This window comes from Paenibacillus mesophilus, assembly GCF_005938385.1.
GTDB lineage: Bacteria > Bacillota > Bacilli > Paenibacillales > NBRC-103111 > Paenibacillus_AB > Paenibacillus_AB mesophilus.
The window spans coordinates 219,089-242,335 of the sequence record NZ_VCRA01000002.1 but is presented as its reverse complement, the minus strand read 5'-3'; the positions used below and the strand labels follow the sequence as shown (position 1 = coordinate 242,335).

Here is a 23,247-nt window from a genome sequence, read left to right as displayed (position 1 = left end):
CAGCTCTCACCTGCTAATCGGCGTCATTCCGAGATCCGCTTGACGCAAATACTTTCTCGGGACGCAACGTTTCGCGTTCGCGATCGACCCGGAACAGGCCTACGAACGTTCCTTGCGGATCGTACATACGAATCAATTCCCCGGCTTCCGGAGAAATCGGGCATTGCGGTAAAGGAATCGTTTTGCCTTGTATGGCGTGAATCGCTTCCTTCCCGGAAACGGTACATTCGGGCAAGTGGGTCACGACGCGGTCCGCAGGAATAATTCTATCCGCCAATTTCCCCGAACGGTGCAGGCTTTCGATTTCCTCTAAACTCATGCACCGGTCGATCGAGATGGAACCGGAACGGCTTCGCACCAAACCGGTCATAACCGCGGGATAGCCCAACGCTTTGCCGATATCGACGCATAACGTGCGGATATAGGTGCCTTTGGAGCATAGGGCCCGGAAGCGGATTCTCGGATATTCGGCTTGCAGGTCTAACCCAAGCGTCTCGATCTCGTAAATGTCGACCTTTCGCGCTTTCCGTTCAATCTCTTTTCCTTCTCTCGCCAGCTCGTACAGCTTCTTGCCCCCGACCTTCACCGCGGAATACATCGGCGGCACCTGGTCAATCGTTCCAACGAATGCGGCCAGCGTCCCGCGAACCTGTTCTTCCGTCAATACGGCTTGTCCCGGCTGAAGCCGTTCGATCGTTTCGCCGGTCCAATCCTCCGTATCCGTCGAATAGCCGATACAAAGCTCGGCTTCATACTGCTTGGGCATTTCTTGTATGTACTCGACGAATCGGGTAGCTCTGCCCAAACATAGCGGCAGTACGCCGGTTACTTGCGGGTCGAGCGTACCGGTGTGACCGATCCGCTTCATCCCGAGTATCCGGCGCATCTTCGCCACCACGTCGTGCGAGGTGAAGCCAGCCGGCTTGTTGACCGGCAATACACCCTCGTATATCATTGCAACGATTGCCCTACTTCCTTTATAACTTGCGTGACGACATCCGGCAGCTCACCGGCGATCGTACATCCGGAAGCTCGAACGTGTCCCCCTCCGCCGAAAGACTTGGCGATGGCGGCTACGTCCACCGTACCATTGGAGCGAAAGCTGACCTTCACCGTCCGCTCGTCCGTCTGCTTGAACAATAGCCCTACCTCGACGCCTTCGATGTTGCGCGGATACAGAATGAGACCTTCCATATCTTCCGAAGTGGCTCCCGTTTGTCTGATGTCGTCCTGCGATACGGTAATCCAGCTTACTTTTTTATCGAAAGCGAAAGACAATGTGGTGAGCACCTGCTTCAATACGGCAATGTGCGAAAACGTTATTTTCTCCAGCACTTGCTCCGCCAGCTTGTGACCCGCCACTCCGGCGGCAAGAAGCTCTGCGGCGATCTTCATCACCTTGGGCGTCGTATTCGAATAACGAAATCCTCCCGTATCGGTCAGAAGCCCCGTATACAAAGCCGTCGCCAGCTCGATCGCGAGCGGCAGCCGCATTTCCTCCGCCAAATCATACAGCACTTCTACAGTCGCCGCCGCGTCTTCGCGAATCAGCTGCACGTCTCCGAAATAATCGTTCGTAGCATGGTGATCGATATTGAGCACCTGAACGTCTTCGGCGAACAGCTCGCTTACTTTGCCGATACGCGAGGCGTCGGCGCAATCGACGCTGATGACGAACCGGAAACGTTCTTCCGGCTGCCGTTCCTCATAGCGCAGCAGCCGGTCGAAGCCCCACAAATAACCGAACTTGTCCGGCGTCTTGCCCTCATTGATCATCACATACCGTTTGCCGATACGCTCCAGCATCCATCCGACCGCCAGCGTCGAGCTGGCTGCGTCGCCGTCGGGATTCACATGGGCAACGACGAGGAATCCGTCGTTCGCCTCGATGAACGCCCGGGCGGCGGCCAGCTGTTCGGGATAAGGACGAGCGTGGAGGGAGGCCGTCATACGCTCGCATTCCCGTTATTGATTTTGTTCAACAGCTCGTCGATACGGCTGCCGTACTCGATCGAAGCATCGAACTGGAACTGCAGCTCCGGCGTAATGCGAAGCCGGATCCGCTTGCTGAGCTCGGAGCGGATAAATCCGGTCGCCTTCGCAATCGCCTTGAGCGATTCTTCCTTCTGCTGCTCGGTGCCGAGTACGCTCAGGAACACTTTGGCCTGCGACAAATCGTTCGTCACATCGACCCCGGTAACGGTTATAAAACCGACGCGCGGATCTTTCAGCTCCGACTGCAAAATTTGGCTCAATTCTTTTTTAATTTGCTCGCCGACACGGCCGACACGTACTTTTGCCATCGGTCATCACCTTTCTACGGTTTCCATCACGAACGCCTCGATGACGTCCCCTTCTTTAATATCGTTATATTTCTCGATGGAAATACCGCACTCGTACCCTTGTGACACTTCGCGAACATCGTCTTTGAATCGCTTCAGCGAGTCGACCTTGCCCGTAAATACGACAATGCCGCCGCGGATGACGCGCAATTCCGCCGCCCGGGTAATTTTGCCCGAAGTAATCATACATCCGGCTATCGTACCGATTTTGGTAACCTTGAACAGGTTGCGCACTTCGGCCTGGCCGATGACTACTTCCTTGTACACCGGATCCAGCATGCCCTTCATCGCTTGCTCGATCTCTTCGATCACTTTGTAAATAATGCTGTGCAGACGGATGTCTACCTTCTCCTGCTCGGCGGTCGCCATGGCAGCCGGCTCCGGCCGGACGTTGAAGCCGATGATGATGGCATTCGACGCGGACGCGAGGATGATATCCGATTCGGTGATCGCGCCTACTCCATTGTGCAAAATTTTGACGCGGACGCCTTCCACTTCAATTTTCGCGAGGGATCCTTTGAGCGCTTCGACGGATCCTTGAACGTCGCCCTTGATAATGACGTTCAAATCTTTGATCTCGCCTTCCTTGATGTGTTTGTACAAATCGTCGAGCGTTACGCGGCTGTTCGCGCCCATCGTCGATTGACGATGCGTCGTCATCCGGCGTTCCGCGATCGCTCTTGCTTTCCGTTCGTCCTCGAACGCGAGGAACGGATCGCCGGCTTGCGGCACTTCCGTAAGACCGGTTATTTCTACAGGCGTGGACGGACCCGCTTCCTTCAGACGACGGCCCTTGTCGTTAACCATGGCCCGAACGCGGCCGAAGCATACGCCCGCTACGAAGGCGTCTCCGATCTTCAATGTTCCGTGCTGGATCAAGATCCGGGCAACCGGGCCTTTTCCTTTGTCCAGCTCGGCCTCGATGACCGTTCCTCTCGCCCGCTTGTTCGGGTTCGCCTTGAATTCCTGCACTTCCGCCACGAGCAAAATCATCTCGAGCAGTTCTTCCAGGCCTTGCTTTTGTTTCGCCGAAATGTTAACGAAGATCGTATCTCCGCCCCACTCCTCCGGAACGAGGTTGTACTCGGTCAGTTCCTGCTTGATTTTGTCCGGGTTGGCGTCCGGCTTGTCGATCTTGTTCACCGCGACGATAATCGGCACGTTAGCGGCCTTCGCATGGCTGATCGCTTCGACGGTTTGCGGCATAACGCCGTCATCCGCCGCTACGACGATAATCGTAATGTCCGTTACTTGGGCGCCGCGCGCGCGCATCGAAGTGAACGCTTCGTGACCCGGAGTATCCAGGAACGTAATCTTTTTGTTTTTGATCTCGACCTGATACGCGCCGATATGCTGGGTAATGCCCCCCGCTTCGCCTTCCGATACGTTCGTCTGACGGATGGCGTCGAGCAGCGTAGTTTTACCGTGGTCGACGTGACCCATAATCGTGACGACCGGCGGACGCTCGAGCAGATCCTCAGCCTCGTCCTTCTCCTCGATCGTCTCGAAGTTGTCTTCTTCGACCGGAAGCTTGACTTCCACTTCCACTTTGAATTCGTTCGCGACAAGCAGGATCGTATCAAGCTCCAGCTCCTGGTTGATCGTCGCCATCGTGCCGAGGAGCAGCAGCTTCTTGATAACTTCGGAGGCGTCTTTATGAAGCAATTTGCAAAGATCGCCTACGGTCATTGTGCCCCGTACGATAATTTTCTTCGGCGTATTGTCGATTTTTTCTTTGCGGACAGGCTCCTGTCCTCTGCCTCTGCCGCCTTGCTTGCCTTTATAACCGGCTCCGCCCGATCTGTTGTTCTGGGTCGGCTTCGGTTTCTTCGACGTCTTCACATTTTGATTTACGTTAATATCGTCCAAGTTCTCGACGGTTGTGCGGATCACTTCCGCTTTATTGAAACGAGGGTCGGCGTTTTTCAGAGCGCTCGCCCGGTCTCTGTCCTGATATCCCCGATCACGGTCGGTACGCGGGGGCGCTTGGCGCGGAGCCGCCGTAGGCTGAATGGCCGCAGCCGGTTTTGCTCCTCCGCCTTGACCGCCTCCTTGTGGACGGTTATTGTCGAAACGGCGTTGACCGTCTCCGGCCGGACGTCCTTGACCTCCTTGACCGCCTCCTTGCGGACGGTTTCCGCCTTGGTACGGCGGACGGCTGCCTCCTTGACCACCTTGCGGACGATCGCCATACGGTCGGCCTTGGCCGCCTGGACCTCCCTGGCCGCCTCCTTGCGGACGGTTCCCGCCTTGGTACGGCGGACGGTTATTGTCGTAACGGCGCTGGCCGTCTCCGCCTTGACCGCCTTGCGGACGGTCTCCATACGGACGTCCTTGGCCGCCTTGACCTCCCTGACCGCCTCCTTGCGGACGGTTCCCGCCTTGGTATGGCGGACGATTGTTGTCGTAACGGCGTTGGCCGTCTCCGCCTTGACCGCCTTGCGGACGGTCTCCATACGGACGTCCTTGGCCGCCTCCTTGCGGACGGTTCCCTTGGTACGGAGGACGATTATTATCGTAACGGCGCTGGCCGTCTCCGCCTTGCGGACGGTCTCCACGGTCTCCGCCCTGCGGACGATCCCCACGATCTCCGCCCTGCGGACGATCCCCACGATCTCCGCCTTGCGGACGGTCTCCACGGTCTCCGCCCTGCGGACGATCCCCACGATCTCCGCCTTGCGGACGATCTCCGCGTTCTCCGCCTTGCGGGCGATCTCCACGGTCTCCGCCCTGCGGACGGTCTCCACGGTCTCCACCTTGCGGACGATCGCCGCGGTCCCCGCCTTGCGGACGATCTCCGCGATTATCTTGCCCTCCTGCACCCGGTCTAGGGGCCGGCTTGCCGCCTTGCGAGTTGGATGCCGAGCCAGCCGAGCTGCCTTCGCCTGCAGCACGTTTTGCTGCAGCATTTGCTTTTACGTCACGGAAAAACTTTTCCACTTTATCAACCGCCTCATTTTCCATAACGCTCATATGGTTGTTTACTGGAACACTCAAACGTTTTAGAATCGTAATAATTTCCTTGCTGCTCATGTTCAAAGATTTTGCATATTCGTACACCCGTAATTTATCTTTGTCCTGATTACTCAATAGGTTCCACCTCCGGGGGTTTTACGAGACACGGCTTGATCAGCTGTGCCAATCCTGAATCCAGTACGGCCACAAGCACCCGCGCTTCCTTTCCGATCGCGGCTCCGAGTTCGTACCGGCTGAAACTCTCCGACAGTTCGACATTGTAGTGCTGGCATTTGTCCCGGTACTTCTTCCGGGTATTGTCGGAAGCGTCCTCCGCCATCACGACTAGGCGAGCCTGTCCCGACCGGATCGCTTTAAGGACGCCTTCCTCCCCGAATGCCAGTTTCCCCGCCCGCATGGCGAGTCCCATATACGATAATGCTTTATTCGGCTTGCTCATCGGGTTTTCCGCAGCTTACCGATTTGAATTTGTCTTGTACGGCCAAGAAAGACTGTTCGAGCGAATCGTGCTGCTCCGGCGTCAGGCTTACCTTGAGAGCGCGCTCGAACGCTTTCGTTTTTCTTGCTTTTTTGAACGCTTCCGCGTCCCCGCATATATAAGCGCCGCGCCCGTTTTTCTTGCCTGTCGGATCGAGCTCGACTTCGCCTTCCGGCGTGCGGACGACGCGCAGCATCTCCCGCTTCGATAACGTCTTCTGGCAGACGATACATTTGCGCTGCGGTACTTTTCTTACTTTCACGGCGATCCCCACCTGAAAAATGTAGTCGGCTCGGCAACAATAACTGCTTTAATACGGATTCTAGTCGATGCTGACCGAATCTTGCGGCATCTCCTCGCCGGACGAACGCGGTCTGCCCAGCTCCTGCTCGGCTTGGGATTCGCTCTTGATATCGATTTTCCAGCCGGTCAGCTTGGCGGCTAGACGGGCGTTCTGTCCTTTGATACCGATCGCGAGCGACAGCTGGTAGTCCGGGACGATGACACGGGCCATCTTCTCCGCCTCGAACACGTTCACTTCCAGCACCTTGGAAGGACTGAGCGCATTCGCCACATACTCCTCGACGCTTTCCGACCAGCGCACGATATCGATTTTTTCGCCACGCAGCTCGTTTACGATCGTTTGCACGCGGGTGCCCTTCGGCCCGACGCACGACCCTACCGGATCGACCTCGTCGTTGCGCGAATGGACGGCGATTTTCGAACGGAAGCCGGCCTCCCTCGCGACGGAGCGGATTTCGACGACACCGTCGTATATTTCCGGAACTTCCAGCTCGAACAGACGTTTCAGCAGCCCGGGATGCGTACGGGAGAGAATGATCTGAGGGCCCTTCGTCGTATTCTCCACCTTCGTAATGTACGCCTTGATCCGGTCCTGATGCTTGAACTTCTCGCCCTGCATCAGCTCGCTGAGCGGAAGCACCGCCTCGACCTTGCCCAGATCCAAGTAAATGTTGCGCAAATCTTGACGCTGCACGGTGCCGGTCACGATATCTTCCTCGCGGTCGATAAACGCGTTATAAATCAGTCCGCGCTCCGCCTCGCGGATTCGCTGGGTGACGACCTGCTTTGCCGTTTGGGCGGCGATCCGTCCGAAGTCGCGCGGGGTCACTTCGATTTCCACGATGTCGTCCAACTGGAAGTTCGGATTGATCTCTCTCGCCGCATGCTGCGAAATTTCCAATCTGGGGTCGAGCACGTCGTCCACAACCGTCTTACGGGCATACACTTTAATAAGTCCGGTATGACGGTTGATGTCTACTCTTACATTTTGCGCCGTGTTGAAATTGCGTTTATAGCTCGATATGAGGGCCGCTTCGATCGCATCGATCAAAACATCCTTCGCTATCCCTTTTTCCCGCTCGATATCCGACAACGCTTCGATAAATTCCATGTTCATGGTTTGGGAATTCCCCCTTTCAAGGCTAGAAACGGCTAGGGAACTTTAACGGAATTACCGTCGGAGAGTAGAAACGTTATTCCGTTATAGTTCCTAGAATAAAATGGCAAGTCTCGCGCTGGCGATTTTGCCTGCCGGAATTTCCGTTGTTTTTTTGGCGGTCTGAACGACGATAGCCTCTTCGGTATAATCTAGCAGCCGTCCTTCGAATTCTTTCGCGCCGTCTATCGGCTCGTATGTCGTTACGAACACATTCTTGCCTACTGCGCGGACGTAGTCCTGCGGCTTCTTAAGCGGGCGCTCGGCGCCGGGAGAAGACACTTCGAGGAAGTAAGCGGTCGGGATTGGATCTTTCTCGTCCAGCCGTTCGCTTAAATACTCGCTGATTCGTCCGCAATCGTCGATATCGATACCGCCCTCTTTATCTACAAAGACGCGAAGGAACCAGTTGCTGCCCTCCTTCACGTACTCGATGTCCACCAGCTCGAACCCTTCCCGCTCCAAAAAGGAAGCAAGCATTTCCTCCACGGCCGTTTTGATTTGCTGCGCCATGGTCGACCTCCTCTGCTACGATTGCCGGGTAGCCTCCGATATGTGAGATAAAACGTAAAGAGTGGGTTTCCCCACTCTCCTGTCGCGACGTTCTATCCATCCTCATTATTGCCAAAAATGATTATACCATAACAGTTGTTTCCTTTCAACCGTTTTCACCGCAGTTTTCTTGCAATTTCGCGGGTTCCCGCCGTTTTTTGAGAAACCATACACAAAATAGACGGGAGCCCAAAAACGTCAAAAAAAGCGTGCACCAAGTCCAATACCAGCTCCAGTGCAAGTAGGCGATCAGCCGCGTATTTTTCTCGATCAGCACTTCTGTGACCGTCATCGCCGTGCAGTAAATGCCGAAGTAGCATAACTGGAACAAAAGTCCGCGTCCGGTCGGATAACGAGCGTTAAATACGGCGCATATGGTAGGGTAAGCCAAAAATTCGTACGTAAGGCTTGTCCGGTTCACGGACGCCAGCTCCCGGACCGGGTACTCCAACATGCCGAGCTCGACGACGATCAATCCGAAAAACCAGGTGATCATCTGCTTGAACAGAAAAGCGGTATGCGCAATGCGGACCCGGTCCTTCGGCACCAGGAAAACGAGAATGGCCAAAGACAGAACCCATACGGCCCCCAGGATGACCCATTCCAGCGTCATGGCAGATTTCTCCTTTCCGAGCGCAGTGCCTGTGACTTGAAAAACCAACGGGTGTAGATGTTTGCCGCAACGAAAGTGATCGCAAAATCGAGCCCGCTCCAGTACCACGTGTACCGTTTATAGTCCAGCACTTCGGTATGGACGGATAAATTCCAATCAAACAAGGTCAAGCCGAAAACCCATAGGAGCGAGTAGCATATGCGAAATGTTGCCGAATGTTTGGGTTCGAATATGTAATAGATTGCACAAGCCAGCGGATAAAAGAAAAATTCCGTCGTCAAGCATAAATCCGTCGCCTTCGGAAATTCGCGAACCGGAAACGCAATCCAGCCCAAGCGGACCTGCACGAGCGAACCGATCCATGTAATCGCTTGGCATGCCAGAAAAGCGATCCAGGCTTCTCTGCGTTTGCGCTCCGGTATCATGAGGCAGCCCGTAATCCCGAGCATCCATAACGTAATCAAAATGAATCTTTCGGAAGACAATAACATGAACGTCCCTCTCGACAAATCGGATTGTTCCGTCAGTTTTCCCTTGGGAGGGCGGTCCAATTCTTCGGCAGTGCGATCAGAAAAAAACAGCCTCCCGAGGAGGCTGCGTACGTTGTGCCGGATTTATCAAAACAATGAGAGCTGGTTCGACTCGGGAAGGCCGCGGAAGCAGCCCATGCCGCCCAAAATTTCAACGATCGTCTTCGTCGCTTTCGCCTTCGATTGGAAATCTTCAATCGAGAGAAACGAGCCTTCCTCGCAAGCGGCCGCGATATTGCGCGCCGCGTTCTCGCCGACGCCTTGAATGGCGGAAAACGGCGGGATCAGCGAATTTTCTTCGATTTTGAACCGGGTCGCGTCGGATCGGTACAGATCGATGCTTTTGAACGAGAAGCCGCGCGCCGTCATCTCTAGCGCCATTTCGAGAACGGACACCATCGCCTTTTCTTTCGGCGCGGCCTGAAACCCTTTGGCTTCGATTTCGATCAGCTTCGCTTTAATCGCTTCGTAGCCTTGGCAGCACAATTCGATATCGAAATCTTCCGAGGCGCGCACCGAAAAGTAGGTCGCATAGAACGCAATCGGATGATACAGCTTGAAATAAGCGGTGCGAACCGCGGAGATGACGTAAGCGGCCGCATGCGCCTTCGGGAACATATACTCGATTTTCAGACACGAGTCGATGTACCATTTCGGCACCTTGCAGTTTTTCATTTCTTCGATCCATTCGTCGGTGAGTCCTCTACCTTTACGTACGCTTTCCGTTATTTTGAACGCTAGACCCGCGTCCATCCCGGCCTTGTAGATCAAATACAGCATAATGTCGTCGCGGCAGCCGATAACGGTTTTGATATTGCATGTATTGTTCTTGATCAGCTCTTGGGCGTTCCCGAGCCAAACGCCGGTTCCGTGGGAAAGCCCGGATATTTGCAGCAAGTCAGCGAACGACGACGGCTGCGTCTCCTGAAGCATTTGCCGGACGAACTTCGTACCCATCTCCGGAACGCCGTAAGTCGCCACCGGGGAGCGGATCTGCTCCGGCGTAACGCCGAGTGCGTCCGTCGAGCTGAACAAGCTCATCACTTTCGGATCGTTCATCGGAAGAGTCGTCGGATCGATCCCCGTCAAGTCCTGAAGCATCCGCATCATCGTCGGATCGTCGTGTCCCAGTATGTCGAGCTTCAGCAGATTATCCTCGAATGCATGATAGTCGAAATGCGTCGTCTTCCACTCCGCTTTCGTATCGTCCGCCGGATATTGCACCGGCGTAACGTCCTCCACCTCGATGTAATCGGGAACGACGACGATGCCGCCGGGATGCTGGCCGGTACTGCGCTTCACGCCGGTACAGCCTTGGGCAAGCCGAAGCACTTCCGCGGTGCGCCACTTTTTCCCGTGCTCCTCCTCGAACTTTTTCACGTAGCCGAACGCCGTTTTTTCGGCGACCGTTCCGATCGTCCCCGCGCGGAACACGCTTTTTTCCCCGAACATGATCTTCGTGAAATTGTGCGCCTCCGGCTGGTATTCGCCCGAGAAGTTCAAGTCGATATCGGGAACTTTATCGCCTTTGAAGCCGAGGAACGTTTCGAACGGGATGTCTTGTCCTTCGCCTTTCATCTTGGCCCCGCATTTCGGACAAAGCTTCTCCGGCAGGTCGAAGCCGCTCGGAATGCTTCCGTCGAGGAACCATTCGCTGTGCTTGCATGACCGGCACATATAATGCGGGGGAAGCGGATTAACTTCCGAAATGCCCAGAAACGTGGCGACAACGGACGAACCTACCGAACCCCGCGAGCCTACCAAATACCCGTCTTCGTTCGACTTTTTTACGAGCCGCGCCGAGATCAAGTAGTTCGCAGAGAAGCCGTAGCTGATAATCGGCTTCAGCTCTTTTTCCAGCCTCGCCACGACAACCTCGGGAACGTCCTCCCCATAAAACTCTTTCGCGGTCCGGTAGCACGTGCTGCGGATTTCTTCCTCCGCCCCTTCGATAATCGGCGTGAACAGCTCCTTCGGGAACAAATCATACTGCTCGATCAGATCGGCGAACAAGTTCGTGTTCGTAACAACCGCTTCATAAGCTTTCTGTTCGCCCAAATGCGCGAATTCCTCCAGCATCTCGCGGGTCGTCCGGAAATGAACGTCCGGCTTCTTCATATCCTTCAACGGGCTGAAGCCGGTGATGCCGTGTATCGTAATGTCGCGGTGAATTTTCTCCCGCGGATGCAAGTAATGCACGTTGCCGGTGGCGACAACCCATTTCCCCTGCTTCTCGGCGATTTGCACGATGCGCCGGTTCGCTTCTTCCAGCTCCAGCCGGCTGCCGACAAGTCCTTTATCGACGAGATGCATGTTGACGCCGATCGGCTGCACTTCCAGCACGTCGTAAAATTCGGCCACCTGCTCCGCTTCTTCCACAGATTTGTTCAGCACCGTCTCGTAAAACTCGCCTTTCTCGCAGCCGGACGAAATAAGCAGCCCTTCCCTCAGCTCGATCAGCTTGCTTCTCGGGATGCACGGTACTCTCTTGAAATATTCGGTATGCGACAGCGAAACGAGCTTGTACAAGTTCTTTTTGCCGGTCAAATTTTTCGCATATATGCAGCAGTGGAACGGGCGGGTGTTGGATAAATCTTTCCCTACCTCGTCATTCAGCTGGCGGAGCGTCGTCTTCCCGCGTTCCGCGGCGTCTTTCAGCATATGGAACAACACTTGCCCGAGCGCAGCGGAGTCGTCGACCGCGCGGTGATGGTTTTCCAGCCCGACCTTGAATTTGTCGGACAACGTATTCAGCCGGTGGTTTTTCAGCGTCGGATATTGGATACGGGCCAGTTCCAGCGTATCGAGCACCGGATTGGTCAGCACCGGCAGGCCGAGCCGCTTGCAAAACTCCTGGATGAACCCGATATCGAACCGGGCGTTGTGCGCGACGAGAACGGCGTCCCCGACGAACTCGATAAACTTCGGCAGCACGTCCTCAAGCTCCGGAGCTCCTACGACCATGTCGTCGGTAATGTGCGTAAGCTGGCTTATATGATAGGGGATTTTTTCATGCGGATTGACGAATGTCTCGAACTTGTCGATAACTTTGCCGTCCTGCATCTTGACGCCAGCCAGCTCGATGATCTTGTTGTTGATAACCGATAGACCCGTCGTCTCAATGTCGAATACGATGTAGGTCGCTTCCGCGAGCGGTTCGTCCGTCTCGTTGATTACAACCGGGACCGAATCGTTAACCACATTCGCTTCCATGCCGTAAATGATTTTGATGCCATGCTTCTTGGCCGCCTTGTTCGCCTCGGGGTACGCCTGCACGTTGCCGTGATCGGTAATGGCGATCGCTTTATGCCCCCATTTGGCGGCAGTCTTGATATAAGCGTCTATGGGCGTGACGGCGTCCATCGTACTGAGCGTCGTATGCAGATGAAGCTCGACGCGTTTCTCCTCGGCGTCGTCCTTGCGCTCCGGCGGCGCGACGACTTCGGTAAGGTCGCTCGGGATCATGACGAGCTCCGGCACCATCATGAACCGGTCGTATTCAACTTTGCCCCGGGCGCGAATCCATTTGCCGTCGGCCAGCAAATTCAATATTTTCAAATCTTCCTTGTTGCGGGCGAACGCCTTCATCATAAGCGAATCGGAGAAATCGGTCAGCTTGAACTCGAACAGCGTATTGCCGTTTTTCAATTCCTTTTTGTCCAGGCCGAAAATAAGACCTTGCACGGTCACTTTCTTCTCTTCTTCCAGAACGTCCTTCAGCGGGACCGGAGGCTCCTTGATATCGTAGCCCATCACGAGCTTCAATTCGCCTTCCGGCACTTCCGGCGTCTCGGCTTCCGTATCGACGGCCGTCATGATTTCCTGGATGACCGTCCGTTCCTCCTCGACGACGCGCTGCGCAAACTTCTCGAATTCCACGTTGCTGCTCTCGCTTACGGCAAGCCGGACATTGTACTTCCGGTTGAAATTTTCGTCAAAGAAGCGCTGGACCCAACCGTCGACGCTCCTTTTCCTGGCCATTTCCAATCCGATCGCGTCCAGCATCCGCAGCGTCACGATACCGCCCGGCGCCACCTCGTACTTCGCCTTGCTCATCCACCCGTTTACGGATGTCGCTTCGCGCTGCACCCATTCGAGAAACAGGCCCCAGTATGCGTCCACGAGGTCGGGATCGCTTACGTCATCCGTATAGTTCAGCACGAGGCGAATTTTGGATATGTGCGCGAACTTGTCTTGAATCATTTTGTAGAACGAACGGTAGATGTCGAGCGGGATCAATGTCGATTTATGAATAAATAAGGTCCATTCCCGATTGCTGCGGCTGCACTCCACCCGCTCGATGTGACCGTCCGCAAAATAGGCTTCGACGACGTTATTCGGCACGGCCGCCTGCGCAAGCAAAAGCTCGAACCGTTTCCTCTTGTCCGCCGTATTGCTCATCCGGTTCCCCCCAAACTTGCAGCTAGTAATAGATTGCTAGAGTCGCGGCGAAAAAACAACCCCAAAAAGCGAAGTTAAGCTCGGCGGCTTATCCTGATCCCTTCTTGGGGTTCGACTGCAGCGATTAGGATCTTTAACGGAATTACCGCCCTGACTGACGACCCGAGCTTTGTGGTTCGGCAAAGTCCCGGTCGTCAGAGTGCAGGTACGTTATTCCGTTAAAGTTCCTTAATAAGACTTTCCGAAGACAACCGTATGTTCGGCCTTCGATCCGCATACGACGCACGCCGATTTACGCTCGGCAGGCTCGAACGGGATGTTCCGGCTCGTGGCGCCGGTCTCCTCTTTCACTTGCTTCTCGCACACTTCGGAGCCGCACCAGCCGGTCAGTACGAAGCCCCGCTGTGCATCCAGGAAGCTCTTCATTTCGTCAAGCGTGTCCACTATTTTGAAATTGCTTTCCATAAACGCCTTGGCGTTGTTGTACATTGTCTGGTGAACGTCATCCAGCATCTTCCGGACTTCTTCCACGATCGCATCGAGCCGGACCGGACGCTTCTCGCCCGATACGCGGGATACGAGCACGGCTTGTCCGTTCTCCATATCGCGGGGACCGAACTCGATCCGAACCGGAACTCCGCGCATTTCGTATTCGTTGAACTTCCAGCCGGGGCTTTGATCCGGATTATCGTCGATCTTGACCCGGATTCCCGCACGCTTCAATTCGAAGAACATCTCTTCCGCGCGAGGAACGACTTGATCGCGGGTTTTCGGAGGACCGATCGGGATGACGACCGCTTGCGTCGGTGCAACCTTCGGAGGAAGGGCAAGTCCGCGATCGTCGCCATGCACCATAATCAAGGCACCGATCAGCCGGGTGCTTACTCCCCACGATGTCGTGTGCACGAATTGCTGCGAGTTGTCCCTGTCCAAATATTTAATGTCGAACGCCTGCGCGAAGTTGGTTCCCAAATAGTGGGACGTACCCGCTTGAACCGCTTTACCGTCCTTCATCATCGCTTCGATCGAATAGGTGTCGACTGCTCCGGCAAATTTCTCCGACGGCGTCTTCTGACCCATTATAACCGGAATAGCCAAGAAATTCTCGGCAAAATCGCGGTATACTTCGAGCATTTGCATCGTTTCTTTCCGAGCGTCCGCTTCGTCCTCGTGAGCCGTATGGCCTTCCTGCCACAAAAACTCGGTCGTTCGCAGGAACGGCAGCGTCCGCTTCTCCCAGCGGACAACGTTCGCCCACTGATTGATCAGCACAGGCAGATCGCGATACGAATTGATCCAGTTCGAGTACATATGGCCGATCATCGTTTCCGAAGTCGGACGAATCGCAAGACGCTCCTCCAGCTTCTCTCCGCCGGCTTCCGTCACCCACGGCAATTCGGGATTGAAGCCTTCGACATGCTCCTTTTCCTTCTGGAAGAAGCTCTCGGGAATGAACAACGGGAAATATGCGTTGCGGTGCCCGGTTTCCTTGAATCTCCGGTCGAGCTCGCGCTGGATGTGCTCCCATATTTCGTAGCCGTCCGGACGGAGCACGACGCATCCGCGAACGGGCGAATAGCTCATCAATTCCGCTTTGCTGATCGCATCTATGTACCAGCGGGAAAAATCTTCGCTTTGCGGCGTAATTTCTTTTACGAACTGCTTCTCTTTATCTTTGGACATATGGAACGAGAGCCTCCTAAATTGGTCCCCCAAAAGTGAAGTTATCCTCTGTAGCTTATTCCGAGTACTTTTGGGGGAGCCCCCTGAAATTCAAACCCCTCAAAACATCCATGCCGTTGTGCAGCATCATTGACGATAAATGGAAATTTTTCAGGTAGCGAAATTTATCCTCTGCAGCTTATTCCGAGTACTTTTGGGGGAGCCCCACTTTAACCGCGAACCGCAGACAGGACACAATTCGCTTGTGTCCTGTCCGGTGGCTTCGTCAGCCTTTGATCAAGCGCAAAATATCGTTATACGTTACCGCGATCATAAGCAGCATCAGCATCGCGAAGCCGACGAAATGAACCATGCTCTCCCGGCTAGGATCTACCGGTCTGCCCCGCACCGCTTCGAATGCGAGAAAGACTAGTCTGCTCCCGTCCAAAGCCGGAAAGGGCAGCAAATTGAATATTCCCAAGTACAGGCTCATGATGGCCGCCCAGAACGTATACTGCGGAAGTCCGGCGCTGGCGTGCTCTCCGGTTACTTCCACAATACGAACCGGTCCTCCGAGATCGTCCAGCTTGAAGTTGCCGAGAATAAGCGTCTTGAAGCCGATCATAATCTGCTTGGTCGCTTCGACCATATTGGTCCAGCCGCCGGTGATCGCCTCTCCGATCTTCGTGTTCCGTTTATCCGACGTCAACCTGACCCCTACCAGCGCAACATCTTCCTTCATTTCCGGCGTCACTTGGATTTGCTGCTCATTGCCGCCGCGCTGGATTGTCCAGTCCATCTTCTTATTGGCCGAGCCGCGAATGAGTCCGGTCAAGTCGCTCGGATTGTCGCCGATCTGCTGGCCGTTCACCCGGGTAATGATGTCTCCGCTCTGCAAGCCGGCCTTCTGCGCAGGCGAATCGGGCTCGACGCGATCGATCTTGACGTTTACCGGCATGCCGGCCAAAAATAAGACGGTCACGAACAAAACGAAGGCCAATATAAAATTCATGAACGGTCCGGCGAAGATCGACAACGCCCGTTGACCGACCGTCTTGCTGCCGAATTGCCGGTCCCAAGGGGCGATCTGCGTTTCCTTCGATTTGGCGATCATGAACGCTTGAGGGTGAACCGCATAAGTCAGCTTCTCACCGTCCACATCGAGCGAGACCGACAACTCGCGTTCCAAATCGATCCGATCAACCGTTCCTTGAACGACATTGGACCGTTGGTCGAGCTGGTCCAAATAAATACGATTGACCCGGCCTTGCTCGAGAGATACGGCTATCGTCTGACCCGGCTGAATCTGGACGATTTCAGGGTCTTCCCCGGCCATCCGGACGAAGCCGCCGATCGGAAGCAGTCTGAGCGTATAGCGGGTTTCGCCGCGAATGAACGAAAACAGTTTAGGTCCGAAGCCGATCGCGAATTCGCGAACGAGTATGCCGGCCCGCTTCGCGAAATAATAATGTCCCCATTCGTGTATCGTGACGAGCACGAAAAACAGGAGCACGATTTGAAAAATAACCTGAGGTGACAAAAGCATCTTCCTCCCGCGGCGCTAGCCCATAGACTTGGGAGTCGCGATGAAACAAGCTGCCCGTCCCGGCAATGCCGCTCCTCGTCGATGAGGAAATCAGTCGCGGTCAACGGATTGATTATTTCTGCGAAGCTCCTCAGGAACTGTCACGTAATAACAAAACAGGAGTCTGTCAGACGAAACATTTTTAGCGAATATTTATCCAATGTTGACTGTAAATCTTGCTTTCAGTTGCATAAATGGACGTTCTTGCATAAATATTCGCCGATTTCGAATCGTCGGACAGACTCCCAGGTCATTCCGCGAAAGTTCCTTAGTTCCAGCTTGTACTAAGATTAACATTATTCTTTACTATAATACAAGCTTGCCGCAAGGATCAGAACCTGTTGCTCAAAAGCGGAAACGTTGCCGCGCGTTTACCCCGTTTCTCCGGTCATTTCCCGTACGAGCCCGCCAGCCGGCGAGCCCAGCCGTCGGCTTCGACGATTTGTTCGAGAGTAGGCGCCGCGACCGTCTCGTGACGATCTATGACGGACTCGATCACATTCTCGATTTCCAGGAATCCGATTTCGCCGGCCACGAATCTCGATACGGCAATTTCATTGGCGGCGTTGAATACGGCTGTCATCGTGCCTCCCGTTTTTCCGCATTCGTATGCCATACGCAAGCACGGGAAACGGTCGAAATCCATTTTACGGAAATGCAGTTTCCCAAGCTCCGTCAAATCGAGGGATTGCACCGGAGAAACGAGCCTTTCGGGATATGTAAGCGCATACTGGATCGGAACTCTCATATCCGGCAAGCCCATCTGGGCGATCATACTCCGGTCCTCGAACTCCACAAAGGAATGAATGATGCTCTCCGGATGAATGACGACTTCGATCCGCTCGTACGGAAGTCCGAACAGCCAATGGGCTTCTATCACTTCCAAGCCTTTGTTCGCCATCGTTGCCGAATCGATCGTTATTTTCGCTCCCATCGACCAGTTCGGATGAGCGAGCGCTTGCTCGACCGTAACGCCCTTAAGCTCTTCGCGCGTCCGGTTGCGGAACGATCCGCCGGATGCGGTCAGCACGATTTTGCGCAACGCCGACATCGATTCGCCATTCAAGCATTGGAATATCGCGGAATGCTCGCTGTCCACCGGCAGCAGCTTGACGTTGTTTCGTTCGGCTGCCGCGGACACAAGATGCCCGCCGCTTACCAGCGTTTCTTTGTTGGCAAGTCCGATATGCTTGCCCGCTTCAATGGCTGCAAGCGTCGGCTTCAATCCTTGGCTGCCCACGATCGCGGTAACGACGATATCCGCATCGTTGCCGGCCGCCGTCTCGATCAGCCCTTGCTCGCCGTACAAGATCGTCGTTCCAGACGGAATGTGGGAAGCGATTTTGTCCGCCAATTCCTTTGTTGCGACGGAAACCTGCTTCGGCCGGAACCGGTTCGCCTGTTCGATCAGCAGCTCCCAGTTTTGCCCCGCCGCGAGCGCCTCCAGCCGGAAACGTTCGGGGTAGCGGGAAATGACATCCAACGTCTGCGTACCGACCGATCCGGTACTGCCCAATAAGGAAACTCGTTTCAAATCGATTCCACCTCAATGAACAATAATCGTTACTGCGGGATAAGGGAAAGCAATTGAACGAACGGAAAGACGATCAGCCAGCTGTCGCAACGGTCCAACACGCCGCCGTGTCCTGGTAAAACGGAGCCCGTATCCTTAATGTTGCGAATCCGTTTGTAGGCGGACTGAATCAAATCGCCGGTTTGGCCGACGACCGCGATTACGAAGCCGAGCCCGATCGCCTTGCTCCAAGACAGCAGCTCCGGTGCGTATAGGGAGAAGCAAAGCGCGGCAACGATCGAGACGGCTATCCCGCCAAGGGCACCCTCCACCGTTTTCTTCGGGCTGATCGTAGGCCAGAGCGGCCTCTTACCGAACGCCTTGCCGCAGAAATAGGCTCCTGAATCGGTTGTCCATATGCAGGCGAAGGTTAACAACGTCCAATACAATCCATGATCGCCGAGACGGGTCGTGATCATGTAATGAAAGCCTATTCCCAAGTAGACGATCCCCAGAAACACGACGGCCGCTTGATCGATCGTCACTTTGTTCTTGGAAATAACGGTCATTGCAAACAGCAGAAACATGGCGAGCCAGATGGCCGCCGCTTGAGGGATCGAGCCCCACTCGGGATAAACTTCCCAAGGAAATGCAAGATAGAGCGTAAACAAAAAACCGATCAGAGCGGTCAGACGCACGGGCGGATGACCGTTCATACGGGTATATTCGTAATAACCGACGGCTGCGAGCAGCATGATCAAAGCGGCGTAATACAGTTTGCCCAGCATGAGAAACAATAGAAAACCGGCACCCGCCACGACTGCAGTCACGATACGTTGTCTCAAGCGATTTCCTCCGTCCGAATGCGTGTTACAAGCCGCCGTATCTTCTCGCCCGGCGCTGGTATTCGCACACCGCCTGAACCAGATGTTGTTCGGTAAACTCCGGCCAATAAATATCCGTAAACCATAGCTCGGAATAAGCCATTTGCCAAAGCAAAAAGTTACTGATACGAATTTCTCCGCTTGTCCGAATGATCAAATCGGGGTCCGGCAGCGATTGTGTGAGCAGACGGCTGGAAATAAGCGTTTCGGAAATATCTTCCTTCTTCAGTTCGCCCTGCCGCACTTGTTCGGCGATATCCCGAACGGCGTTCACGATCTCGTGGCGGCTTCCGTAGTTCAGAGCAAAATTGAGAATAAGGCCGTCATTTTGCTTCGTTCGTTCGATCGCCGCATCCACCGCATCGAGCGTATGGGCGGGCAATCCTTCCTTCCATCCGGTCATGCGGACCTGAACGTTCTTTTCGACCAGCTCGTCGAGCTCCAAAGCCAAAAACTCTTGGGGCAGCTTCATCAGAAATTCGACTTCGTCGCGGGGACGTTTCCAATTTTCCGTAGAGAAGGCGTAAAGCGTCAACACTTTGACGCCCATATCGCTGGCCCCGATCGTAGCCCGTTTGACTGCTTTCATCCCGGCGTGATGACCGGCGATGCGCGGAAGCCCGCGCCGCTTTGCCCATCGTCCGTTACCGTCCATGATGATCGCGATATGCTCCGGGATACGGTCCGGATTAAGCTCGCTGATCTCCTCCGGTCTCCGGTCGGATCGAGTCCGTTTGAAAAGATGGAACATATTCTACTCCCCACCCTTATTCGAAGCGAACACAAAAATCCCCCTTCAATGCGGGGGGCCGATTTGCAGCTGTCACACTTCCATAATTTCTTTTTCTTTGCCTGCCAGCACCTTATCGATCTCGGCAATGTACTTGTCGGTCGATTTCTGGATGTCTTCCTGGTGACGGCGGGATTCGTCCTCGGAAATACTCGACTTTTCCAGCTTCTTGATATCGTCGTTCGCGTCGCGGCGAATGTTGCGGATCGCCACTTTCGCTTCCTCGCCGAATTTTTTCGTCATTTTCACAAGCTCGCCGCGGCGTTCTTCCGTAAGCGGAGGAATGCTAAGACGAATAGACGCTCCATCGTTTGCAGGCGTCAATCCGAGCTCCGACTTCAAAATCGCTTTTTCAATCGCTGCGACGGAAGACTTGTCCCACGGTTGAATCATAATCGTACGGGAATCGGGCGTATTAATGTTGGCGAGCTGGTTGACCGGGGTCATCGATCCATAATATTCGACCTGCACGCGATCGAGCAGCGCCGGGGTAGCCCGACCTGCACGCAGGCTGGCCAGCTCCTTCTTCAGCGAGCCGATCGCCTTTTCCATCCGTTCTTCCGCACTTTTCTTGATGGACTGTGGCATTATTCTGCACTTCCTTTCACGATCGTTCCGATTTTCTCGCCCATAACGGCGCGTTTTATATTTCCGCGCTCCGTAATGGAGAATACGAGCAGCGGTATGTTGTTGTCCATGCACAACGAGGATGCGGTAGAATCCATGACACCCAAGTTTTTGTTGAGCATTTCCATATAGGTAAGCGTCTCGAATTTGATTGCGTCCGCATCCTTGAACGGATCCGCGCTGTATACGCCGTCGACTTTATTTTTGGCCATAAGGATGACTTCCGCTTCAATCTCGGCCGCCCGCAATGCCGCGGTCGTATCGGTGGAGAAGTAAGGATTGCCGGTACCGGCTGCAAAAATGACGACGCGACCTTTCTCGAGATGGCGAATCGCTCTACGGCGAATGTAAGGCTCGGCAACCTGCTGCATCGTAATCGAGGTTTGCACTCTTGTCGGCACTTCGATTTGCTCGAGCGCATCTTGAAGAGCCAAAGAGTTCATAACGGTAGCGAGCATCCCCATATAGTCCGCTGTCGCCCGATCGATTCCTTTCGCGCTTCCGGCGATGCCTCTCCAGATGTTGCCGCCGCCGACTACGATCGCGATTTCGACCTGCAAATCGTGAATGTCCTTTACTTGCGCGGCAATCTCCGAAATCATCTTCGAATCGATCCCGTATCCTTGCTGGCCCGCCAATGCTTCCCCGCTTAACTTCAGCACCACTCGTTTATATTTCGGTCGTTCCAATATGGTCTCCTCCTATGCTCGTTCCGCTAAAAAAGAAGGAACACGGCGTGTTCCTCGTATCGGGCAATTATGGGACAACCAATACCTGAGTTTACGGTATTGGTTGTCCGCGAACGACCTTATTGTTTGACTTGCGCCATAACTTCTTCTACGAAATTGTCTTGCTTTTTCTCCAAGCCTTCGCCAAGCTCGTAACGCACGAAACGGCGGATCGAGATTTTCTCGCCGATCGTAGCTACTTTTTCATTCAGCAGCGCGTTGATCGTTTTGTCTTGATCCTTGATGTACGCTTGCTCGAGCAGGCAATATTCTTCGTAGTATTTGGCAAGACGGCCTTCCACCATTTTGTCGACGATATGAGCCGGTTTGCCTTCGTTAAGCGCTTGGTTTCTCAAAATTTCGCGCTCTTTGTCCAAAGCCTCTTGCGGCACTTCTTCACGGCCGACGTACAGAGGGTTGGTCGCCGCGATTTGCATCGCGATATCGCGAACGAACTCGCGGAACGAATCCGTTTTGCCGACGAAGTCGGTTTCGCAGTTGACTTCGACGAGTACGCCGATCCGTCCGCCGGCGTGGATGTAGGACTCTACTACGCCTTCGGTTGCGATACGGTCGCCTTTTTTCGCTGCAGCCGCCAATCCTTTTTCACGGAGAATTTCTGCCGCTTTAGTCAAATCGCCGTTGGCTTCCTCCAACGCTTTCTTGCAATCGAGCATGCCTGCTCCGGTTTTTTCGCGCAATTCTTTTACCGCTTGTGCAGATACTGCCATACCTTATGAACCTCCTCCGATTTATACCGCAAAAGTCAATCATTCTAAAAAAAGGGCGGCGAGAGGTTAAGTAACCTTCAAACCACCCTTTTCTCGTCAAACGTCGATGTTAAGCTGTCGTTTGCTCGCCTTGGTGAGCTTCGACGACCGCGTCGGCGATTTTGCCCGTCAGCAGCTTCACGGCGCGGATTGCGTCGTCGTTGCCCGGAATCACGTAGTCGATCTCGTCCGGATCGCAGTTCGTGTCTACGATGCCCACGATCGGAATGCCCAGCTTGCGTGCTTCCGCAACCGCGATGCGTTCTTTGCGCGGGTCGATGACGAAGAGTGCGCTCGGCAATGCTTTCATATGTTTAATGCCGCCCAAGAACTTCTCGAGGCGTTCCATTTCTTTGCGGAGCAAAATAACTTCTTTCTTCGGAAGCACATCGAACGTGCCGTCGTTTTCCATCCGGTTCAGTTCGTGCAGGCGGTTAACCCGCTTCTGAATCGTTTGGAAGTTCGTCAGCGTACCGCCCAACCAACGTTGGTTGATGTAGTACATGCCGCAGCGTTCCGCTTCTTCTTTGACGGAGTCTTGAGCTTGCTTCTTCGTTCCTACGAACAGGATCGTACCGTTTTGGTCGGCAACCGATTTGACGAAGTTGTAAGCTTCCTCCACTTTTTTGACCGTCTTTTGCAGGTCGATAATGTAAATTCCGTTTCTTTCGGTGAAGATGTAACGATCCATTTTCGGGTTCCAGCGACGAGTTTGATGACCGAAGTGTACCCCAGCTTCGAGAAGCTGTTTCATGGAGATTACTGCCATCTTCACACACCTCCTTAAAATTGGTTTTTGGTTTCCTCCGCCGTTCGCATCTTCCGATGAGACTCCCGCTTGCCCGGAGCACCTTCACTGGAATTGAATGGCGTGCGTGGTTTAACACCGTCAATTACTATACCATAACTGAAATGCGGTTTGCAACACAGTTTGCGCGTTTCGACATCATCGGGCGGTTGGCGCTCGAAATGACCGGTACATTCGCGTTCAGGAGCACGGTATGTGTCATTATGACTTAGCGTCCGTTTCTCCCTTTGAAGTCGTCCGCTTCGGTTATTTGGACCCTTTCAACGTTTTTGAGATTGATCAGGTCTCCTTGCTTGCCGAACCAGCCGTCGCGGTTTTGCGTGATGCTCATCGAAACTTGGGTGAACGTGTCGGCTTGCACTTCCATACTGTGCGTTCCTCCGCCCATGAAATAAAACTGTACTAAGTACTTGGCCATTGGCTCATCGCTCCTCTTCGTACTTTCTCTAATGAAGAAATTTCGACCGAAGGGAGAAATTTCCTCTATATTTGATTTGTTTTTTAAAAGCTCGAACAAAAGCTTCATGAC

21 protein-coding genes are annotated in these 23,247 nt (G+C 54.2%); all 21 read right to left on the bottom strand.

Annotated elements, in window-relative coordinates:
* Window positions 1–13 precede the first annotated feature (13 nt).
* The 21 genes from truB to FE783_RS03710 all read right to left on the bottom strand — a co-directional run bounded on the left by truB (window position 14) and on the right by FE783_RS03710 (window position 23,136).
* Entirely contained in the window at window positions 14–955 is a 942-nt protein-coding gene (truB, locus tag FE783_RS03810; RefSeq protein WP_138878003.1) for a tRNA pseudouridine(55) synthase TruB, read from the bottom strand.
* On the bottom strand, window positions 952–1,950 hold the full coding sequence (locus FE783_RS03805; protein WP_138878002.1) for a DHH family phosphoesterase: 999 nt from the start codon (window positions 1,948–1,950) through the stop codon (window positions 952–954). Before FE783_RS03805 ends, truB begins: the two co-directional genes overlap by 4 nt.
* Window positions 1,947–2,303 carry a 30S ribosome-binding factor RbfA gene (rbfA, locus tag FE783_RS03800; RefSeq protein ID WP_138878001.1) on the bottom strand — a complete coding sequence of 119 codons (357 nt, stop codon included), beginning with the start codon at window positions 2,301–2,303 and terminating at the stop codon, window positions 1,947–1,949. Before rbfA ends, FE783_RS03805 begins: the two co-directional genes overlap by 4 nt.
* A gap of 6 nt (window positions 2,304–2,309) precedes the next feature.
* Window positions 2,310–5,432, bottom strand: a complete 3,123-nt coding sequence (gene infB / locus FE783_RS03795) for a translation initiation factor IF-2 (RefSeq protein ID WP_138878000.1) — start codon at window positions 5,430–5,432, stop codon at window positions 2,310–2,312.
* Complete coding sequence (locus FE783_RS03790) at window positions 5,425–5,757, bottom strand: L7Ae/L30e/S12e/Gadd45 family ribosomal protein (RefSeq protein ID WP_138877999.1); 333 nt, start codon at window positions 5,755–5,757, stop codon at window positions 5,425–5,427. Before FE783_RS03790 ends, infB begins: the two co-directional genes overlap by 8 nt.
* Window positions 5,741–6,058 carry an RNase P modulator RnpM gene (gene rnpM / locus FE783_RS03785; protein WP_138877998.1) on the bottom strand — a complete coding sequence of 106 codons (318 nt, stop codon included), beginning with the start codon at window positions 6,056–6,058 and terminating at the stop codon, window positions 5,741–5,743. Before rnpM ends, FE783_RS03790 begins: the two co-directional genes overlap by 17 nt.
* 60 nt (window positions 6,059–6,118) lie before the next feature.
* Complete coding sequence (gene nusA / locus FE783_RS03780; RefSeq protein WP_138877997.1) at window positions 6,119–7,216, bottom strand: transcription termination factor NusA; 1,098 nt, start codon at window positions 7,214–7,216, stop codon at window positions 6,119–6,121.
* 93 nt (window positions 7,217–7,309) lie between these two features.
* A complete protein-coding gene (gene rimP / locus FE783_RS03775) occupies window positions 7,310–7,768 on the bottom strand; it encodes a ribosome maturation factor RimP (RefSeq protein ID WP_138877996.1) in 459 nt (152 codons plus the stop codon).
* Between the two features lie 145 nt (window positions 7,769–7,913).
* Window positions 7,914–8,420 (bottom strand): CBO0543 family protein, encoded by a 507-nt coding sequence (locus tag FE783_RS03770; RefSeq protein WP_138877995.1) that lies wholly within the window; start codon window positions 8,418–8,420, stop codon window positions 7,914–7,916.
* Window positions 8,417–8,911, bottom strand: coding sequence for a CBO0543 family protein (locus FE783_RS03765; protein ID WP_138877994.1), 495 nt, complete (start codon window positions 8,909–8,911; stop codon window positions 8,417–8,419). The genes FE783_RS03770 and FE783_RS03765 overlap by 4 nt, the downstream gene beginning before the upstream one ends.
* Window positions 8,912–9,037: 126 nt before the next feature.
* Window positions 9,038–13,351: a PolC-type DNA polymerase III gene (locus FE783_RS03760; RefSeq protein ID WP_138877993.1), complete on the bottom strand. Its 4,314-nt coding sequence runs from the start codon at window positions 13,349–13,351 to the stop codon at window positions 9,038–9,040.
* 228 nt (window positions 13,352–13,579) lie between these two features.
* On the bottom strand, window positions 13,580–15,034 hold the full coding sequence (gene proS, locus FE783_RS03755; protein WP_138877992.1) for a proline--tRNA ligase: 1,455 nt from the start codon (window positions 15,032–15,034) through the stop codon (window positions 13,580–13,582).
* Between the two features lie 265 nt (window positions 15,035–15,299).
* A complete protein-coding gene (gene rseP, locus FE783_RS03750; RefSeq protein WP_420799705.1) occupies window positions 15,300–16,553 on the bottom strand; it encodes an RIP metalloprotease RseP in 1,254 nt (417 codons plus the stop codon).
* Between the two features lie 433 nt (window positions 16,554–16,986).
* Window positions 16,987–18,132, bottom strand: coding sequence for a 1-deoxy-D-xylulose-5-phosphate reductoisomerase (locus FE783_RS03745; protein ID WP_138877990.1), 1,146 nt, complete (start codon window positions 18,130–18,132; stop codon window positions 16,987–16,989).
* 29 nt (window positions 18,133–18,161) lie between these two features.
* Complete coding sequence (locus tag FE783_RS03740; RefSeq protein WP_138877989.1) at window positions 18,162–18,956, bottom strand: phosphatidate cytidylyltransferase; 795 nt, start codon at window positions 18,954–18,956, stop codon at window positions 18,162–18,164.
* 25 nt (window positions 18,957–18,981) lie between these two features.
* A complete protein-coding gene (locus FE783_RS03735) occupies window positions 18,982–19,746 on the bottom strand; it encodes an isoprenyl transferase (RefSeq protein WP_138877988.1) in 765 nt (254 codons plus the stop codon).
* A 72-nt stretch (window positions 19,747–19,818) separates the two neighbouring features.
* Window positions 19,819–20,373 carry a ribosome recycling factor gene (gene frr, locus FE783_RS03730; RefSeq protein WP_138877987.1) on the bottom strand — a complete coding sequence of 185 codons (555 nt, stop codon included), beginning with the start codon at window positions 20,371–20,373 and terminating at the stop codon, window positions 19,819–19,821.
* Window positions 20,373–21,101 carry a UMP kinase gene (gene pyrH / locus FE783_RS03725; protein ID WP_138877986.1) on the bottom strand — a complete coding sequence of 243 codons (729 nt, stop codon included), beginning with the start codon at window positions 21,099–21,101 and terminating at the stop codon, window positions 20,373–20,375. The genes frr and pyrH overlap by 1 nt, the downstream gene beginning before the upstream one ends.
* Window positions 21,102–21,220: 119 nt before the next feature.
* Entirely contained in the window at window positions 21,221–21,871 is a 651-nt protein-coding gene (gene tsf / locus FE783_RS03720; protein ID WP_138877985.1) for a translation elongation factor Ts, read from the bottom strand.
* A gap of 109 nt (window positions 21,872–21,980) precedes the next feature.
* Window positions 21,981–22,679 carry a 30S ribosomal protein S2 gene (rpsB, locus tag FE783_RS03715; protein ID WP_138877984.1) on the bottom strand — a complete coding sequence of 233 codons (699 nt, stop codon included), beginning with the start codon at window positions 22,677–22,679 and terminating at the stop codon, window positions 21,981–21,983.
* Window positions 22,680–22,926: 247 nt separating this feature from the next.
* The gene (locus FE783_RS03710; RefSeq protein WP_138877983.1) at window positions 22,927–23,136 is read right to left on the bottom strand and encodes a hypothetical protein; all 210 of its coding nucleotides are present in this window, start codon (window positions 23,134–23,136) and stop codon (window positions 22,927–22,929) included.
* Window positions 23,137–23,247: the final 111 nt, after the last annotated feature.

Bases quoted from the DNA above. Each gene is read 5' to 3' on its own strand.
- truB (WP_138878003.1), bottom strand. From the start codon at position 955: ATGATATACGAGGGTGTATTGCCGGTCAACAAGCCGGCTGGCTTCACC.
- FE783_RS03805 (WP_138878002.1), bottom strand. From the start codon at position 1,950: ATGACGGCCTCCCTCCACGCTCGTCCTTATCCCGAACAGCTGGCCGCC.
- rbfA (WP_138878001.1), bottom strand. From the start codon at position 2,303: ATGGCAAAAGTACGTGTCGGCCGTGTCGGCGAGCAAATTAAAAAAGAA.
- FE783_RS03790 (WP_138877999.1), bottom strand. From the start codon at position 5,757: ATGAGCAAGCCGAATAAAGCATTATCGTATATGGGACTCGCCATGCGG.
- nusA (WP_138877997.1), bottom strand. From the start codon at position 7,216: ATGAACATGGAATTTATCGAAGCGTTGTCGGATATCGAGCGGGAAAAA.
- rimP (WP_138877996.1), bottom strand. From the start codon at position 7,768: ATGGCGCAGCAAATCAAAACGGCCGTGGAGGAAATGCTTGCTTCCTTT.
- FE783_RS03770 (WP_138877995.1), bottom strand. From the start codon at position 8,420: ATGACGCTGGAATGGGTCATCCTGGGGGCCGTATGGGTTCTGTCTTTG.
- FE783_RS03765 (WP_138877994.1), bottom strand. From the start codon at position 8,911: ATGTTATTGTCTTCCGAAAGATTCATTTTGATTACGTTATGGATGCTC.
- FE783_RS03760 (WP_138877993.1), bottom strand. From the start codon at position 13,351: ATGAGCAATACGGCGGACAAGAGGAAACGGTTCGAGCTTTTGCTTGCG.
- proS (WP_138877992.1), bottom strand. From the start codon at position 15,034: ATGTCCAAAGATAAAGAGAAGCAGTTCGTAAAAGAAATTACGCCGCAA.
- FE783_RS03735 (WP_138877988.1), bottom strand. From the start codon at position 19,746: ATGTTCCATCTTTTCAAACGGACTCGATCCGACCGGAGACCGGAGGAG.
- frr (WP_138877987.1), bottom strand. From the start codon at position 20,373: ATGCCACAGTCCATCAAGAAAAGTGCGGAAGAACGGATGGAAAAGGCG.
- tsf (WP_138877985.1), bottom strand. From the start codon at position 21,871: ATGGCAGTATCTGCACAAGCGGTAAAAGAATTGCGCGAAAAAACCGGA.
- rpsB (WP_138877984.1), bottom strand. From the start codon at position 22,679: ATGGCAGTAATCTCCATGAAACAGCTTCTCGAAGCTGGGGTACACTTC.
- FE783_RS03710 (WP_138877983.1), bottom strand. From the start codon at position 23,136: ATGGCCAAGTACTTAGTACAGTTTTATTTCATGGGCGGAGGAACGCAC.